Here is a 15,616-nt window from a genome sequence, read left to right as displayed (position 1 = left end):
TCACGCCGGACGCGCGACGGGCCCGCCGACCGGGCGCACGGCCGGCTCGTCGGCGGGGTGCCCGGCCAGGTGCCCGGCCAGGTGCCCGGCCAGGTGCCCGGCCAGGTGCTCCGACAGGCGGTCGAAGAACTCGATCCAGCCCGCCCTGGCCTGCTCGGCGTGCTCCTGGTCGGTGTTCACCCCGAACTGGTGGAACCGCATCGTGGTCCGGCCCTCGCTCTCGTCCAGCTCCAGCGTCACCACCGAGGCCGGGCCGTCGCCCGGCGCGTCGGGGTCGCCGGTGGTGAAGACCAGCCGCCCGGGCGCGGCGACCTCGCGGTAGGTCCCGCGCAGCGTCACCTCGAAGCCCTCGTCGCCGGTCAGGGTCGCCTGCCAGGCGCCGCCGGGCCGGACGTCCAGGCGGATCCGGCCGATCGGCGTGGCCAGCGTGCGCGGGCCGAACCAGCGGGAGAAGTGCTCGGGCTCGGTCCAGGCGGCGTACACCAGGGCGCGGGGGGCGTCGAAGGTGCGGATGATCTCGTACTCGGCGGTGGGGGCCATCGGCTCGTCCTTTGCGTTCAGCTCGGTGGTGATGGCTCTACGGTGCCGGGGGGCGCTTCAGCTGTTCTTCTCATGCGCTTACGGCGGCGGCGCGGCGGACCGTACGAATCGGGCGTACCGATAGCAGGACCAGGCAGCCGGCCACCGCGACCAGGGCTGAGAACCCGAGCACCTCCTGCTTGCCCGCCAGTTCGGCCATCGGCCCGGCCAGCACCTGGCCGATCGGCACCGACATGGTGGAGCCGCCGATCTCGTACGCGCTGACCCGGTTGAGCGCGTCGGCCGGCACCAGGGTCTGCACGCTGGTCGCCCACATGACCGACCAGAACGCCCACCCGGCGCCGCCGAGCACGTGCGCGGCCATGATGACGGGCAGCGGCACGTCCAGCGCGAAGCTCAGCGGCTCCAGCGCGAACAGCAGCATGCCCACGCCGCCCGCGGCCAGCGGCCTGGACGGCCTGACCCGCAGCGCGACCAGCCCGCCGAGTATCGTGCCCGCGCCGCTCGCCGACAGGACCAGCCCGTACGCCGCCGGTCCGAACGCACTGGTCACGACCGCCGATCCGAGCGGGATCAGCGGCCCGAACAGGGTGATCCCGAAGATCACCCAGATCAGGATGACGCTCCACATCCAGGTGCGGGCGCGGAACTCCCGCCAGCCCTCGCGCAGCCGCACCAACACCGGCTCCTCGCCGGACGCGGGCACGCGCACCCGCATGAGCAGCAGGCACAGCGCGCTGATTCCGAAGCCGGCCGAGTCCACCGCGAACACCACGCCCGCCCCGGCGAACCCGATCAGCGCGCCGGACAGCCCGGGCCCGAGCAACTGCATGATCGCCTCGGACACCCGGAGCGTGGCGTTGGCCCGCTGCACGTCGGCAGACACGCGCGGGATCGTGCCCGCCACGCCCGGGACGTACATGGCGGCCGCCGCGCCCGCGATCGCCGACAGCACCAGGACCTGCCAGAGCGCCGGCCGTCCCGAGGCGAACAGCAGCCCCACGCCGGCCTGGGTGAGCATCCTGATGACGTCCGCGCCGACCATCATCCTGCGCGGCGTGAAACGGTCCATGAGCACGCCGCCGAACAGGATGAGCGCCGCCATCGGCGCCATCCACGCGGCCAGCGCCAGGCCCACCTCGGTCTCGGTGTAACCGGCGCCGAGCATGCCGAGCGCGGTCGCCACCGGGATCATCGCCCCGCCCAGCATGGAGACGGTGCGTGCGGTGAAGAACAGGACGAAGTCGCGCGACCACATGGGTGGCCATCATGCCGTAATAAGGAAAGCTTCTTTTCAGTTGGGCCTGGCGACCAGCGCGTATCGCGGCCGCTGCGGGTGGTACGAGCCGCCGGTGACCGTGAACCCGGCCTCCTCCAGCCGGGCTTCGAGCTGGGCCGGGGTGAACGGCTGGAAGTCGATCGGGTGGCGGCGGTGCGTCACGGCGCCGTCCGGGTGCTCCAGCAGAAACAGCACCTCGGCCTGGCACGGCTCGGGGAAGGCGGCGGGGATCGTCCAGACGTAGACGCACCACGAGCGGATGCCGTCGCGCCGCCTGACCTCGTCGGCGACCACGACGCGCGGGCGCTCGCGGTAGAGCAGCTCCCAGTTGCGCGAGTCGACGACCAGCGTGCCCGTGGGCGACAGCACGCCGCGCATGCCGCGCAGCGCGCGCACCATGGCCTCGTGTGAGCCTGCGTGGCCCAGCGAGTTGCCCAGGCAGAGCACCAGCTCGTACTCCCTGGTCAGGGTGGCGGGCAGGTCCTGCCACAGGCACCTGACGAACTCCACGTCCGGCGCGTGCGTGCGCAGCCGCCGCGCGGCCTCGGCGACCATCTCCGGGCTGCCGTCCGACGCGGTGACGCGGAAGCCGCGGTGGGCGAGCGCCATCGCGTCGGTGCCGATGCCGCACGCGCAGTCCAGGACGGCCGCGCCCGGCTTCACCTCACGGGCCACGGCTTCGACGAGGTCGGCGCTGCCGGGTGAGGTGCCGCCGAGGATGCCCGGATATTTCACGATCGGATCGGGGAACAGCCAGTGATAGTCGCTGGCCAAATCGCGGTAATAGTCCGGCATCGGCTGAGCGTCGCACGCGAGCCATCCGAGGTCCATCCCCCCAGAAGGAGAGCGCATGTTGCCCTGGTCCGCCGAACTGGCAGGTCGTCTCGACCACCACGTCGTCGACAGCACGCTGCTGCGCGGGAACCCGCTGGGCGACCCGCACGAACGTCCGTTGATGGTGTACGTGCCACCGGGGTACGAGGATTCGGCGGCCGGGCGGATTTATCCCACTATCTACGTTCTTCAGGGGTATACCGGGCATATCGGGATGTGGTGGAATCGGGCGCCGTTCCGCCAGCCGTTCCCCGAGCTGGCCGACGCCCTGTTCGCCCAGGGTGACGTGCCGCCCGCGATCGTCGTCTTCGTCGACGCCTGGACCTCGCTCGGCGGCAGCCAGTTCCTCGACTCGCCGGCGACCGGGCGCTACCACTCGTACCTGCGCGACGAGATCGTGCCCTGGGTGGACGCCCGCTACCGCACCGTCGCCGACCGCGACCACCGCGCCGTCACCGGCAAGTCCAGCGGCGGCTACGGCGCGATGGTCACCGCCATGCTGGCGCCGGACGTGTTCGGCGCGCTGGCCACGCACGCCGGCGACGCGTTGTTCGAGGTCAGCGCCCGCCCCGCCTTCCCGTCGCTGGCCAGGCGGCTGCGCGACATGTACGAAGGCTCGTACGAGAAGTTCCTGACCGATTTCCGCGGCCGCCTGGCCGGAACCAGGGACGGCGACCTCGAACTCCTGGAGATGTACGCCTACGCGGCCGCCTACTCCGCCGACGAGGACGGGACGGTGCGCCTGCCGTTCGACGCCACCGGCGTGGCGGTGCCCGAGGTGTGGGCCCGATGGCTGGCCAAGGACCCGGTCGTCATGGCCGGTCAGCCCCTGTACGCCGAGGCGCTGCGGTCGATGCGGGCCATCTGGGTGGACTCCGGCGACCGCGACGAGTACTTCCTGGACTTCGGCGCGACGGCCTTCCGCGACGCGGTGCGCGCGGCCGGGGGTGTCCGACGACCGGGTGCGGTTCGAGCTCTTCCCCGCCGGGCACGCGGCGATCGAGTACCGCTACCCGCTCGCGCTGGCCTGGCTCTGCGAACGCCTGGCCGAACCCGTCAAGGACTGACCGGCCGGACGAACCGGTCAAGGACCGATCGGGGGGCGGCGCAGGCCGTCCAGGAGGCGGGTCAGTGCGGCCGTGCTGTCGGCCAGGTCGCGGGGGTCCTGTGACGCGGCCAGCCACAGGACCGCCTCGTTCATCGCCCCCGACAGCAGGCGGGCCAGCGGTTCGACCGGTTGCGCGGCGATCGTGCCGTCGCCGACCAGCGTGGTGAGCGCGTCGGTGAGGTGGCGGGCCGAGGCGGCCTCGTCCATGGCCCGCCACTCGTTCCAGCCCAGCACCGCGGGCCCGTCGATCAGCATGATCTGCCGCACCTCCGGGTCGGCGCCCGCCGCCAGGAACGCCCGGCACCCGGCGAGCAGTTGCTCCCACGGATCGGCGTGCGCGTCGGCCGCCGCCGCGATGCGCTCGCCGACCTCCTGCTGCACCTGCTGGAGCACCGCGCGGAACAGCGCGGCCTTGCCGTCGAAGTGGTGGTAGAGCGCGCCCTTGGTGACCCCGGCCGACCGGACGATCTCCGCCAGGCCGACCGCCGCGTACCCCCTGGCCGCGAACAGGCTCCTGGACTCGGCGAGGAGCGTGCGCAGCGTCTGCTCGCGCTGCCTGCCCCGGACTCCGGGCTCCGTCATGCTGGTGCCTCACCTCGTTGACATACCGACGGTACGTCTCCTACGTTAGTGCAACATACCGCCGGTATGTGAAACCCGATAAAGGAGTACAAAGGTGACGTTGACCAGCTTCTATCCGGTGATCTGCACCAGCCGCCTGGCCGAGTCGCGCGACTTCTACACCCGCCTGTTCGGCTTCGAGGTGACGTTCGAGGCCGACTGGTACGTGAGCCTGCGCCGCCCGGGCCCGCCGGCCTATGAGCTGGCGCTGCTCGACCACACCCACCCGACGCTGCCCGAGCCCTACCGGGTCCCGGTGCGTGGCCTGCTGCTCAACTTCGAGGTGACCGACGTCGACGCCGAGTGGCAGCGACTCGTGCTCAGGGAGGGGCTGAAGCCGGAGCTGGAACTGCGTAGCGAGGAGTTCGGGCAGCGGCACTTCATCGTCGCCGACCCCGACGGGGTGCTCATCGACGTCATCACGCCGATCGAGCCGGGCGAGGCGTATGCCGAGCAGTACGTCAACCCGGCATAGCGGCTCATATCATTTCCCCCGGACGCAGGTCAGAACCGGGCGCGGGTGCGCTGAGGAGTGAGACATGCCGCTGCTCTGGGACGACGTCATCGAACGGCACGCCGAAGACCTCGAGTCGCTGACCGAGGCCGAGCTGCGCGGGCTCGCCCTGGACATCGTGCAGGCCACGCTGCCGCTGTTCGAGCCCCCGTTCCCGGAGTACTTCCCGGCCGACCGGGCCGAGCTGGTCAGGTCGGCCGTGCGGGAGGTGCGCGACCTGCCGCCGGGCGGCCGGCCGGCTGCGTCCTTCGTCGAGGACTGGCACGAGCGGTTCGACACGCTGCCGCACACGCCGATCAGGCCGGGGGCCGGGCCGTTCACGATGGCCGCGTTGCGCCTGGTCGACGCCGCGGCCGAGGGCATGTCCGCGGACGAGGCGCTGGAGATCGCCTCCGCCTGCTACGAATCCATCCTCGTCTCCCGGCTCACCGGGCGGGTCACCAGGGAGAAGGAGGAGGGCGACGCGCGCTGCCGCGAGGCCGTCCGCGTCCAGGAGGAGATCATCGGCCGGTACCTGAACCGGTGACCGTCACCGCACGCGGCCGGGGAGGTTAGGCTGCCCCGGTGGACAAAGCGGAATTGAAGGAACGCGTACGCGAGCTGCGCGCCCAGGGCCTGTCGCCCAAGCAGATCGCCCGCGAGCTCAAGGTGGCGCCCTCCGTGGTCGCGCCGCTGGTGCGGGCCGTCGCCGCCGAGGGCGGCACGAATGAGGGCGAGTCCGAGCTGGTCGGCTGCTGGATGAACGTCGGCTGGAGCGTCGGCCTGGGCGTCGACCCGGCCCGCGGCTGGGCCGACGAGGCCCCCGACGCCGAGACCGGCGGGCTGGTGAGCGTGCTCGTGGCACGCAAGCACGGCTGGGACAAGGTGAAGGTCACCGGCTACCTGGCCGACGTCTACTGCCTCGGGGTCAAGAACACCGTCGGGCCGGACGTGCTCAACGAGCGTGAGCTGCGCAGGTTCCGCGAATTCGTCTTCGGCGAGTACCAGGGCTGGCAGGAGGTCCCGCTGGAGCTGGCCCAGCACCTGGTGCTCGGCTCGGTCGAGTACGCCAAGGGGCTCGGCTTCGAGCCGCGCGAGGAGTTCTGGCCGGTGGCCGAGCAACTCGGCACGTGGCAGGGCCCGTCGGCCATCACGTTCGGGCGCGACGGCAAGCCGTTCTTCGTCCAGGGCCCGGACGACGAGGGCATCAAGGTCGTCAGGATCCTGCAGCGCACGCTCAGCGACGACCAGTTCGACTACGTGCTCACAGACCCGTCACCCGCATCGTGAGGTTGAGGCGGCCGGAGGCGAGCCCGGTGGCCGGATCTCCGGTGCCCGGGCGCACCTTCGGCACGCCGTGATAGGCGAAGCGCGACGGGCCGCCGAACACGAACAGGTCGCCTGAGGCCAGCTCCACGTCCTGGTACGGCCGGCCGCGCGTCTCGGTGTTGCCGAAGCGGAACAGGCACGTGTCGCCGACGCTGAGCGACACGACCGGGGCGTCGGACTTCTCGTCCTTGTCCTGGTGCATGCCCATCTTGGCCTGGCCGTCGTAGAAGTTGATCAGAGCGGTGTCGGGGCGGTAGCCGTCGGCGGGACGGCCGTAGGCGTGGGCGAGCGCGCGCCGGCCCAGGTCGCCGAGCCACTCGGGGAACTCGGCCACCCGGCGTCCGTTCACGTCGTGCGCGACGCGCGTGTACCGGTACGGCTGCCAGTGCCAGCCCAGGCAGACCGTGCGCACCGACATGACGCCGCCACGCGGCAGGACGGTGTGCCTGATCGGCACCGGGCCGGTGGCCCAGGCGCGGCAGGCGGTCACCAGGTGGCGCTGCTCGTCGAGAGTGAGCCAGCCGGGCACGTGCACGGCGCCCGGCGCGATCTCCCGCATCGGCAGCGGGATCACCGGCTCACCTCGCGGTGGACGAGATTCCTGCCGAGCCGCCAGCCGTCGCCGTTCCCGTCGATCCCGCGCATGCCCTCCAGTGTCCCAGGCGCGGCCAGGGCGACCGCGCCGGCGGTGTCGGCGAAGCCGAAGGTGCGTTCCGGGTCCCAGCCAGTGCTGCGGCGCAGCCGTTCGCTCATCCCGGCCCAGCCCGGCGGCGCGCCCGCGACCACCCAGGCGTCCGGCGGGCCCGCCGCGAACCGCCTGGCCTGACGCAGCCACGACGCCGCCCGCTCGGGCCAGTCGACCACCGCGAGCACCGGTCCGTCCCAGGCGTCGGTGAACGCCCGGGCCAGGCCCTCCGCGTCCCTGCCGTGCCCGACCACCACGGACTCCACCCGGGGCCGCGCCTCACGCAGCAGCCGCAGCATCCCGTCGAGCTCGGCCGCCCAGGCGTGCTCAGGCGGCATCGTGGAACACCAGCCCGAGCGTGTGACGCAGGCCCGAGCGCACCGTGCTGACCCCGTGCCGCACCGGCGCGGCCGACCAGCCGCGCGCCGAACGCACCGGACGGTCGCGGGTGGTGAAGATCAGCCCGTGCCCCTGCGGCAGCAGGGTCACCGTCCCCCGGGACTGCGCCCTCGGCCGCTGCTCGACCAGCAGGAACTCGCCTCCCGTGTAGTCGTCGCCCGGCCGGTCGAGCCCGATCACGACCTGCAGCGGGAACACCAGATCGCCGTACAGGTCCCGGTGCAGCGCGTTCCAGTCGTCCTGGCGGTAACGCAGCAGGATGGGCGTCGGCCTGGTCTGCCCGGCCCGGTGACACAGGTCCAGCCACTCGTCGAAGTCGTCCGGCCAGGGCGCGGGCCGGCCCAGCCGGGCCGCCCAGTCGCGGGCGATCGGCAGCAGGTGCGGGTAGAAGGCCGCGCGCAGCCGTCCGACCTGCTCGGGGAACGGGTGGCCGAAGTACCGGTACTGCCCGGACCCGAACCGGTGACGCGCCATGTCGACGGTCGAGCGGAACCTGGTCACGTCGTCGTACAGGGCGGAGATCTCGGTGCACTCGGCGGGGCCGAGCAGGCGCGGGGTCAGCGCGCAGCCGTGGGCGTCGAGCTCGCCGGTCAGCCGCGGCCAGTCGGCGCCGGCGACCCGCTCCGGGTCGGTGATGGTCATGACACGCTCCAGAGCCGCGGCTGCAGTGCGCCTTCCAGGGTGAGCAGTTCGTGCTTGCGCTCCAGGCCGCCCGCGTAGCCGGTCAGCGAGCCGTCCGCGCCGATGACACGGTGGCAGGGCCGCACGATGAGCAGCGGGTTCGCACCGATGGCGGCGCCGACCGCGCGGATGCGGTCGCGCGGCGCGCCGATCCGCGCGGTGAGCTCGCCGTACGTCGTGGTCGTCCCGTACGGCAGCGCCGCCACGGCCGCCCACACCCGCTCCTGGAACTCGCTGCCACGCGAGACCAGGTCGAGGTCGAACGTGGTGCGCTCGCCCGCGAAGTATTCGGCGAGCTGCCGCCTGGCTTCGGCGTACGCGGACCGGTCGAGCCGCCACCCGGCCGCCGCGGCGCCGAACGTCACGCGGGCCAGTGTCGTACCGTCGCCGACCAGCAGGATCTCGCCCAGCGGGCTGTCGATCGGAGTGTAGATGTCCATATCTGTAGAACACCGCCGAGCCGCGAAAGGTCGGCGGTTTTCGGACATCGTGGCCGCGAGTCAAGTGGACGATCGGGCACGAGGGGCGTACGCTCGCCGCAATTTGGACAGAGGAGTGAATATGGCCGAGTCGCGCGAGCGCACCTTCACCGGCACGCGAGAGAGCCTCGTCGCCCGTGAGTGGCCCAACGACCAGCCGCGATACGTGGTCGTCCTGATCCACGGCTACGGCGAGCACATCGGCCGCTACGAGTACGTGGCGGACCGGCTGGTGCGTCACGGCGCCGCCGTGTACGGCCTCGACCACATGGGTCATGGCAAGTCGGGCGGTGACCGGGTGCTCATCGAGGACTTCGAGGACGTGGTCACCGACGTCCACGCCGTTGAGGAGCACGCCAGGGCCGAGCACCCGGGCGTCCCCGTGGTGGTGATCGGCCACTCGATGGGCGGCATGATCGCCAGTCGCTACGCCCAGCGGTACGGCGCCGGGCTGGCCGCGCTGGTGCTGTCCGGGCCGGTGATCGGCGAGTGGGCGGTGGTGCCCACGCTGCTGGCGCTCGACGAGCTGCCCGACGTCCCGATCGACCCGGCCACGCTGTCGCGCGACCTGTCGGTGGGCGCCGAGTACGCCGCCGACCCGCTGGTCTGGCACGGGCCGTTCAAGCGGGCCACGCTGGAGGCGTTCTCGACCACGCTGGCCGCCATCACCAAGGGCGGCTCGCTGGGCGCGCTGCCCACCCTCTGGGTGCACGGGGACGACGACCAGCTCGTCCCGCTGGCCGGGAGCCGCGGCGGCGTGACGGCGATCCAGGGCGGCGAGTTCACCGAGCGCATCTATCCGGAGGCCAGGCACGAGGTCTTCAACGAGACGAACAAGGACGAGGTGCTGGACGACGTGACGTCCTTCGTGGACCGCGTACTCGCCTGATCACGCGCGTACCCCCGCCGTCTCCGGCGGCGGGGGTCGTCAGCGGACGGACAGCCACACCTGTCCCGACCCGCGCGTCCGGCTGAGCCGGATCTCCCAGCACCCGGGCTTGGGGAAGACGAATCCGGTGCCCCACTCCTGACCCGGCCGTTGCCAGGTCGACCCGCCGTGCGCCTCGGGACCCCAGACGAGCTGGGCCGGCGTCCCGTCGCCCAGGGCGGCGGACACCTTGAGCGGCCCGTCGCCGGTCATCCGCCACACGATCTTGACCTCTTCGCCGCGCGGCAACGGCGGCGGTCCGGTGAAGAGCAGGCCCCACAGCTCGGCGTCCCGGGCGGTGCCTTCGACCTCGGGAAAGCCGTCGGACTGCGTCACCAGTCCGGCGTCACACCGCTCTCGTTCCCGTGGCGGGCCGCCCGCCGAGCAGCCGGCCATTGCTATCACCAGCGCCACTGCGATCCTGAGCACTCTCACGCCCTTGCTACTCCGCGGCGGGCCGTCAGGTTCCAGCGCCCCGGGATTGTCGGTGGCGGCTGGCACAGTGGGGCCTCATGGGCCGGCCGCTGAAAGAAATGATCGACACCGACTCCGTCACCGTGCTCGCCGACGGCCTGACCGCCGCCTGGCCGGCGTTCCCGCGCGCCCGCTTCATCGCGCGGGCCGTGGCCGGCCTCGGCGGGCTGGAGCTCAAAGATCGGGTGAAACACGTGGCCGCGGCCATGCGCGAGGCCATGCCGCTGCCCTATCCCCGTGCCGCCGAGATCGTCCGGGAGAGCGCCGCGCACGTCACGCTCGACATGTGGAGCGGCTGGCCGGCCACCGAACACACCGCCGCGCATGGGCTCGGCCACCTCGACACCGCGATGGCCACCCTGGCGGTGCTCACCCCGTACGCGACGGGGGAGTTCGCCGTCCGGCCCTACCTGGAGCGGCACCGCGACGACGCGCTCAAGATCATGCTGGCCTGGGCCGAGTCTCCCGACGAGCACCTGAGACGGCTGGCCTCGGAAGGCTCCCGCCCCCGGCTGCCGTGGGCCACGCGGGTGGACTGGCTGATGACCCCGGGCCCCACGCTGCCGCTGCTCGACCGGCTGCGCGACGACCCGAGCGAATACGTCCGCCGCTCGGTCGCCAACCACGTCAACGACCTGGCCAAAGACCACCCGCAGGTGGCCGTCGAGCTGCTGGCCCGCTGGCGCGCCGACGGCGGCTCGCACGTGGAGAAGGTGCTCGCACACGCCGTGCGCGGGCTGCTGCGTGCCGGGCACCCCGAGGCGCTGGCGCTGGTCGGCGCCACGCACGGCAGCGGCGCGGTCGACGCGCTGACCCTGGAGAGCGACACGGTGGCCGTCGGCGGCAAGCTGACCTTCGACGTCACCGTGCGGGCCGGGTCGGCCGGGCCGGTGCTGCTGAAATACGCGGTCAGGCGGCCGGGCTCGCGCCGGGTGTTCCATCTGGGGCGGCGCGAGGCGGCCGGCTCTGGCGCCACGTTCACGGTGCGCAAGAGCCACTCCTTCCGCCCGGTCACCACCAGGCACGAGCCGCCGGGGCCGCGCGAGCTCGACGTCATCGTCAACGGGAGGGTGGCCGCGAGCATCGCCTTCACCCTCACCCCAGGCTGACGAACGCTCATCCGCCGTGGAGCACCGGCAGCGACACCGACGAAGGGCGTACCGCGTCGTGGAAGACCTCGAACCGGGTCGGCCTGGTCCACACCGCCGTGGCCACCGGCTCGCCGGTGCCGTGGTTGCGGGCGAAGCGCGGGAACGACCCGCCGGCCACCTGCACCCGCAGCCGGTGCCCGCGCCTGAACCGGTACCCGGTCGGATGCAGCTCGACCTGCGCCCTGACCACGCCGGTCTCCCCGGCAGGCAGCCGGACGATCCCGTCGGTCACGTTCCGCGACACGCCCGAAGGGTCGACGTCGCAGAGCCGGACGAACAGGTCGGCGTACCCGGTGTCCGTCCGCACGTGCACGCCGGCCGAGACGGGCCCGACCAGGTCGAGGTCGCCCTCCAGCGGGGTGGCGGTGTAGACCAGCACGTCGTCGCGGCGCTCCACCTCGCGGTTGTCGCGCTGCCGCGCCCCGCTCAGCGCCAGCAGCGGCCCGCCGCACGACGGGGTCGGGCGCGCGGGATCGTAGGTGAACGTACGCGAGCCGCCGGAGCCCGCCGACCTCGCCGGCTCCCAGCCGAGCCCGCCGCCGGGCAGCAGGTGCAGCGGCGTGGGCGTCGACGGATCCGGCGGCCACCGGTCGAAGTCCAGCCACCGGTTGGCCCGCTGCAGATACAACCGCACCGGCGACCGGTGCAACTGGGCGGTGTCGCCGAGCAGGTGCGCCGACAGCCACGACACCTGGTCGGCGACGGACGTCCGCAACGAGCCCGGATCATGACCCCACGGCCCGATGGTGATCCTGGCCCGCCGCCCGGCCTCCTGCTGTGCGCCGAAGTCGCGCAGCTGGGCGGGCAGGAACAGGTCCCACCAGCCGGTGACCATGCTGGTCGGCGTGGTCATCTTGGCCGCGGCGGCGCTGTGGTCGGTCAGCGTCCAGAACGGGTCGCCGGGCTCGGCGTGCAGGGCGACCTCGCGCAGGAACGGCACCTCCTTGCCGATCGCGGCCACGTCCGAGGCGCCGAGCGGCACGTGCGCCATGGCGCGCCGCACCCGCCGCTCCTGGCGCGGGTTCGGCAGCAGCCCGCCGAGCGGCGCCTGCTCCTGCGTGCCGATCAGCGCCGACCAGGTCAGCGTGTTGTGCAGGGAGACCGCGCCGCCCGGGTAGAAGGCGCTGACGAACTCGCTGGCCGTCACCGCCAGGCACATCGCCTCCAGCGGCGGATCGAGGTACGGCCCGACCGCCCACTGCGTGAACCCCACGTAGCTGCCGCCGGTCATGGCCAGCCGGCCGTCGCACCACGACTGCCCCCGCAGCCACTCGGCGGTGGCCAGGCCGTCGTCCTTCTCCTGGTGGAAGGCCGAGAACAGGCCGCCGGAGCCGAACACCCCGCGCGTGTTCTGCACGACGACCTGCATCCCGTGCCTGGCCAGCACCTTGGCCGCGCCGCGCGACGGCAGCTTGTCCTTGCCGTACGGCGTGCGCATCAGCACCACGGGCAGCGGCCCCGCGCCGCGCGGACGATAGCGATCGGCGGTCAGCACGACGCCGTCGGGCATCGGGATGCGCAGGTCACGCGTGACGGCCAGGTCGGGGGCGCCGGCCTCGGGGAGTCCGAGAAATCGGTCGATCAGTCCGCTGAGCAGGCTCATGGCAGATCCTTTCGCTCCGATCCCCAGATTAACCAGGGGCAGGCGTACGGCCCACGACTCCACGCGAGATGGCCGTTCGCGGAGGCGTGGGCCGTAGCCGGATCCTGTCAGGTCGTCCGGCGGCGGAGCAGGAGAATCGCGATCAACGCCGCGGCCAGCACCCCGGCGCCCGCCACCCACGGCAGCGGGCCCGAGCTGTTGTCGGTGGTGGGGAAGCCGCCGTAGCCGCCGTAGTCGCTGCTGTTGCCGCTGCTGTTGCCGCTGCCGTAACCGCCCGCGTAGCCGTCCCTGGCGTACGCGGAGCCGGGCAGCTTGGCGCCGTATCGCTGCCGCACCAGCCGCTGGTAGTCGGCCATCGGCACGCCGGCCGCGCCGATGGACTGCGTGGCCTCGGTGTTGAGCGGCACGACCTGGCCGCCGCGCAGCGCGTACCAGGCGTTGAGCTGCGGCTCGCGGAAGACGACGCCGGGCTGGCCGGCGTACTGCTGCTCGTCGGCGCCGCTGGCGATGTTGCTGACCGCCCACGTGCCCGCCGGGGTGCGGGTGGTCCAGACGGAGGCCGTCTGGCCGTCCGCCGCGCTGGCCTGGGTGGCCAGGAAGGCGAAGCGGGCGATCTCCGGCGAGCGTCCGGCGATGAAGTCGGGGTTCAGGTCGTTGACGGCCACCGTCGGCCCGTTGACCTGGGCGGCCATCGGGGCGAGCCGGGTCTTGGACTGCTGGCCCTTGCCGGCGAAGAACCTGCCGACGGTCTCGGTGGCGCCCGCGGCCGCCGTCCTGGCGGCCTCGACGTCGGCCGGGGTGGGCGCGCCGGGATCCGCCGCGGCGGCGGCGGGGGAGGCGAGCGGCAACGAGGAGAGGAGCAGCGCGGCCAGGGCCGAGGCCGCTGCGATGAGCTTGATGACGGCGCGCTTCGTGACGATGAGCTTCGTGACGGCGAGCTTCGTGACGGCGAGCTTCGTGACGGCGAGCTTCGTGACGGCGAGCTTCGTGACGGCGAGCTTGGTTACGGCGAGCTTGGTGACGGCGCGCTTCATAACGGCGAGCTTCATGACGGTGGCCTCCTTACGCGCCGATGTTGTTGAGCGAGTGGGTCCAGAAGAACGAGCCGTTGGAGACGTACCAGTTGTAGGTCGACCAGTTGTAACGCGTGCTGGACGGCCACGGGTTGCTCCAGTACACCCACGACTGGCTCTTGTCGTAGCCGTAGATGACCTCCATGTGGCCGCCGCCGCTGGTCCACTGGATCCTGGTCATGATCGGACGCTCGGCGTCGATCTCCCTGACGATGGCGGCGTAGCTCAGGTAGTTGTAGACGTACACGCCGGGGTTGATGCCGATCTTGCTGAAGGCGGTCTGGTCGTTGCCCAGCGTGGCCTGGTTGTTCGGGCAACCGGAGTTCATGGCGCGGTTGAAGGCCAGGTTGCAGAACTGGTTCTGGCTGTAGGAGTAGCCGTAGTACGCGGCCACGGAGTTGCCCGTCGCCGCCCAGCACCAGTTGGAGTACTGCTGGGCCTGCTGGGTGAAGTTCAGCCGGTACCAGGTGTAGGCGTGTGCGGGGGTGCTCGTCGAGATCCAGGTGGCCACCGCCAGGGCGAGGGCCACGGCAAGCCGGAACATGGGTGCTCCTTCTGCTCGGGGGGTGATGCAACGGATCTTCGACCTGCGCAGATGTCCGGACAAGGGCGGCTGAATCGGCTCCGCTGACCGCTGTGGAAGGTGACATTTCGTGACGTTCACCGACTACTGACGAATCTGTGGAAATCTGTGAACATTCACAACGTGGCGGATGAACTACAGGCCGCGCTGCGCTCGGGCCCCTTTCACGTGGCGCTGCGCACGGCGGTCGAGGCACGCGGGCTGACCCTGGAACGGCTGCGCCACCGGCTGGCCCAGCGGGGGCTGCATGTGGGGGTGAGCAGCCTCAGCTACTGGCAGCAGGGCCTGCGCCGGCCGGAACGCGAGGAGTCGCTGCGCGCCGTCCGCGCCCTGGAGGAGATCCTGGAGCTGCCGTCGCGCTCGCTGATCGACCTGCTCGGCCCGCCCAAACCGCGCGGGCGCGCGCCCGGCGTGGCGTACTCGACGCTGCTGCGTCCCGCGCAGGTGCTCGCCTCGATGCTGAGCGAACTGGACGCGGTGGCCGACGACCGCAGGCTCCACATCGTCGGCATGTACGAGTCGCTGCACATCGGCGCCGACCGGAGCATCACCAGACGGGAGACGCTGCAGGTGGTGCAGGCCCACGAGGAGGGCGCCGACCGCTACATCATGATCTACCGGGGCGACCCGGGCTGCGACGTGAGCCGGGTGAGCGTCCACGCCGTCGAGGACTGCCGGGTCGGCCGGGTGCGGCGCGACGGACCGACCGCGCTGGTGGTGGCCGAGCTGCTGTTCGATCGGGTGCTGCGGGTCGGCGACTCGCACGTGATCCGCTACGAGATCGCCGACCTGAGCGGCACCGAGTCGTGCGACTACGAGCGCGGGTTCAGGTTCCCCGCCGGGCAGTACGTGCTGCGCGTGGCGTTCGACCCCGTTGAGCTGCCGGTGCGCATCCACCGGTTCTCGCGGCGCGGTCCCGGAGCCGGGGAACTGGCCACGGCCGAGCTGACGCTCAACTCTCACCATGCCGTCCATCTGGTGGCCGCCGCGCTGCAGCCCGGTCTGGTGGGCATCCGCTGGTCGTGGCCGTAGCGATGATTTTCGACCGTCTGCTCGGTCTATATAGGTGAGCCGGTCTTGATAGGTGAGCCGGTCTCGATAGGCGAGTCGCTCTATGTAGGTGAGTCGGTCTATGCGGGTGAGGAGGCGGACATGGGCGAGCATGGGACGGCGTTGATCCAAGGGGTGGCGCTGCTGGAGCGGGCCATCGACTACACACTGGGCAGCCTGCGCGTGGTCACTCCGGCGGTGTTGTGCCGGCCTACGCCGTGCGCGGGGTGGAGTTTGCAGGAGTTGCTGGATCATCTGCACGATTCGCTGGAAGCGCTGAACGAGGCGGCCGGGGGAGAGGTGGCG

Annotated in this window: 20 protein-coding genes; 8 read left to right on the top strand and 12 right to left on the bottom strand. The window is 71.9% G+C overall.

The features are described 5' to 3' along the window. The 3 genes from HII36_RS28040 to HII36_RS28030 form a co-directional block, all read right to left on the bottom strand. The gene (locus HII36_RS28040) at positions 1 to 540 is read right to left on the bottom strand and encodes an SRPBCC family protein (RefSeq protein ID WP_173526258.1); all 540 of its coding nucleotides are present in this window, start codon (positions 538 to 540) and stop codon (positions 1 to 3) included. Positions 541 to 610: 70 nt separating this feature from the next. Beyond that, positions 611 to 1,798 carry an MFS transporter gene (locus HII36_RS28035; RefSeq protein WP_173526257.1) on the bottom strand — a complete coding sequence of 396 codons (1,188 nt, stop codon included), beginning with the start codon at positions 1,796 to 1,798 and terminating at the stop codon, positions 611 to 613. A 36-nt stretch (positions 1,799 to 1,834) separates the two neighbouring features. Beyond that, positions 1,835 to 2,614 (bottom strand): class I SAM-dependent methyltransferase, encoded by a 780-nt coding sequence (locus HII36_RS28030; RefSeq protein WP_173526256.1) that lies wholly within the window; start codon positions 2,612 to 2,614, stop codon positions 1,835 to 1,837. Between the two features lie 55 nt (positions 2,615 to 2,669). Between HII36_RS28030 and HII36_RS28025 the strand changes: the two genes are divergently transcribed. Then, the gene (locus HII36_RS28025; RefSeq protein WP_236003939.1) at positions 2,670 to 3,824 is read left to right on the top strand and encodes an alpha/beta hydrolase; all 1,155 of its coding nucleotides are present in this window, start codon (positions 2,670 to 2,672) and stop codon (positions 3,822 to 3,824) included. Here HII36_RS28025 and HII36_RS28020 read toward each other — a convergent pair. Further along, the gene (locus HII36_RS28020) at positions 3,738 to 4,343 is read right to left on the bottom strand and encodes a TetR/AcrR family transcriptional regulator (RefSeq protein WP_173526255.1); all 606 of its coding nucleotides are present in this window, start codon (positions 4,341 to 4,343) and stop codon (positions 3,738 to 3,740) included. The genes HII36_RS28025 and HII36_RS28020 overlap by 87 nt on opposite strands. Positions 4,344 to 4,437: 94 nt before the next feature. On the opposite strand from HII36_RS28020, the gene HII36_RS28015 reads away from it, so the two are divergent. The 3 genes from HII36_RS28015 (at position 4,438) to HII36_RS28005 (ending at position 6,165) form a co-directional block, all read left to right on the top strand. Next, on the top strand, positions 4,438 to 4,857 hold the full coding sequence (locus HII36_RS28015; RefSeq protein WP_173526254.1) for a VOC family protein: 420 nt from the start codon (positions 4,438 to 4,440) through the stop codon (positions 4,855 to 4,857). A 64-nt stretch (positions 4,858 to 4,921) separates the two neighbouring features. Continuing rightward, on the top strand, positions 4,922 to 5,422 hold the full coding sequence (locus HII36_RS28010) for a hypothetical protein (RefSeq protein WP_173526253.1): 501 nt from the start codon (positions 4,922 to 4,924) through the stop codon (positions 5,420 to 5,422). A gap of 38 nt (positions 5,423 to 5,460) precedes the next feature. Continuing rightward, on the top strand, positions 5,461 to 6,165 hold the full coding sequence (locus tag HII36_RS28005; RefSeq protein WP_328807924.1) for a helix-turn-helix domain-containing protein: 705 nt from the start codon (positions 5,461 to 5,463) through the stop codon (positions 6,163 to 6,165). On the opposite strand, the gene HII36_RS28000 is transcribed toward HII36_RS28005, so the two are convergent. The 4 genes from HII36_RS28000 to HII36_RS27985 are packed head-to-tail and all read right to left on the bottom strand — an operon-like array spanning position 6,140 to position 8,409. Then, positions 6,140 to 6,763: an alpha-ketoglutarate-dependent dioxygenase AlkB family protein gene (locus tag HII36_RS28000; RefSeq protein ID WP_173526272.1), complete on the bottom strand. Its 624-nt coding sequence runs from the start codon at positions 6,761 to 6,763 to the stop codon at positions 6,140 to 6,142. The genes HII36_RS28005 and HII36_RS28000 overlap by 26 nt on opposite strands. An 11-nt stretch (positions 6,764 to 6,774) precedes the next feature. Continuing rightward, positions 6,775 to 7,227 carry a hypothetical protein gene (locus tag HII36_RS27995; protein WP_173526252.1) on the bottom strand — a complete coding sequence of 151 codons (453 nt, stop codon included), beginning with the start codon at positions 7,225 to 7,227 and terminating at the stop codon, positions 6,775 to 6,777. Continuing rightward, positions 7,217 to 7,930, bottom strand: coding sequence for a 2OG-Fe(II) oxygenase (locus HII36_RS27990; RefSeq protein WP_173526251.1), 714 nt, complete (start codon positions 7,928 to 7,930; stop codon positions 7,217 to 7,219). The genes HII36_RS27995 and HII36_RS27990 overlap by 11 nt, the downstream gene beginning before the upstream one ends. Continuing rightward, complete coding sequence (locus tag HII36_RS27985) at positions 7,927 to 8,409, bottom strand: methylated-DNA--[protein]-cysteine S-methyltransferase (RefSeq protein ID WP_173526250.1); 483 nt, start codon at positions 8,407 to 8,409, stop codon at positions 7,927 to 7,929. The genes HII36_RS27990 and HII36_RS27985 overlap by 4 nt, the downstream gene beginning before the upstream one ends. 121 nt (positions 8,410 to 8,530) lie before the next feature. Here HII36_RS27985 and HII36_RS27980 point away from each other — a divergent pair, with 121 nt between their 5' ends. Further along, the gene (locus tag HII36_RS27980) at positions 8,531 to 9,337 is read left to right on the top strand and encodes an alpha/beta hydrolase (protein ID WP_173526249.1); all 807 of its coding nucleotides are present in this window, start codon (positions 8,531 to 8,533) and stop codon (positions 9,335 to 9,337) included. Between the two features lie 39 nt (positions 9,338 to 9,376). Here HII36_RS27980 and HII36_RS27975 read toward each other — a convergent pair whose 3' ends face one another. Continuing rightward, positions 9,377 to 9,805, bottom strand: a complete 429-nt coding sequence (locus HII36_RS27975; RefSeq protein WP_173526248.1) for a hypothetical protein — start codon at positions 9,803 to 9,805, stop codon at positions 9,377 to 9,379. A 104-nt stretch (positions 9,806 to 9,909) separates the two neighbouring features. On the opposite strand from HII36_RS27975, the gene HII36_RS27970 reads away from it, so the two are divergent. Further along, positions 9,910 to 10,959, top strand: coding sequence for a DNA alkylation repair protein (locus tag HII36_RS27970; protein ID WP_173526247.1), 1,050 nt, complete (start codon positions 9,910 to 9,912; stop codon positions 10,957 to 10,959). Positions 10,960 to 10,966: 7 nt separating this feature from the next. Here HII36_RS27970 and HII36_RS27965 read toward each other — a convergent pair whose 3' ends face one another. From HII36_RS27965 to HII36_RS27955, 3 genes are all read right to left on the bottom strand, one after another. Next, positions 10,967 to 12,604 carry a CocE/NonD family hydrolase gene (locus tag HII36_RS27965; RefSeq protein ID WP_217370053.1) on the bottom strand — a complete coding sequence of 546 codons (1,638 nt, stop codon included), beginning with the start codon at positions 12,602 to 12,604 and terminating at the stop codon, positions 10,967 to 10,969. 107 nt (positions 12,605 to 12,711) lie between these two features. Continuing rightward, positions 12,712 to 13,653 (bottom strand): hypothetical protein, encoded by a 942-nt coding sequence (locus HII36_RS27960; RefSeq protein WP_173526246.1) that lies wholly within the window; start codon positions 13,651 to 13,653, stop codon positions 12,712 to 12,714. Between the two features lie 13 nt (positions 13,654 to 13,666). Then, on the bottom strand, positions 13,667 to 14,221 hold the full coding sequence (locus HII36_RS27955; RefSeq protein WP_173526245.1) for a papain-like cysteine protease family protein: 555 nt from the start codon (positions 14,219 to 14,221) through the stop codon (positions 13,667 to 13,669). A gap of 162 nt (positions 14,222 to 14,383) precedes the next feature. Here HII36_RS27955 and HII36_RS27950 point away from each other — a divergent pair, with 162 nt between their 5' ends. Continuing rightward, positions 14,384 to 15,292 (top strand): helix-turn-helix domain-containing protein, encoded by a 909-nt coding sequence (locus tag HII36_RS27950; RefSeq protein ID WP_217370052.1) that lies wholly within the window; start codon positions 14,384 to 14,386, stop codon positions 15,290 to 15,292. Positions 15,293 to 15,412: 120 nt separating this feature from the next. Continuing rightward, the coding region (locus tag HII36_RS27945) for a maleylpyruvate isomerase N-terminal domain-containing protein (protein WP_173526243.1) at positions 15,413 to 15,616 on the top strand (204 nt) is incomplete at its 3' end.

Origin of the sequence: Nonomuraea antri (genome assembly GCF_013283785.1) — a bacterium.
Classification (GTDB): Bacteria; Actinomycetota; Actinomycetes; order Streptosporangiales; family Streptosporangiaceae; genus Nonomuraea; species Nonomuraea antri.
The sequence above is the reverse complement of the archived record's forward strand: the minus strand, read 5'-3'. Positions and strand labels throughout refer to the sequence as shown.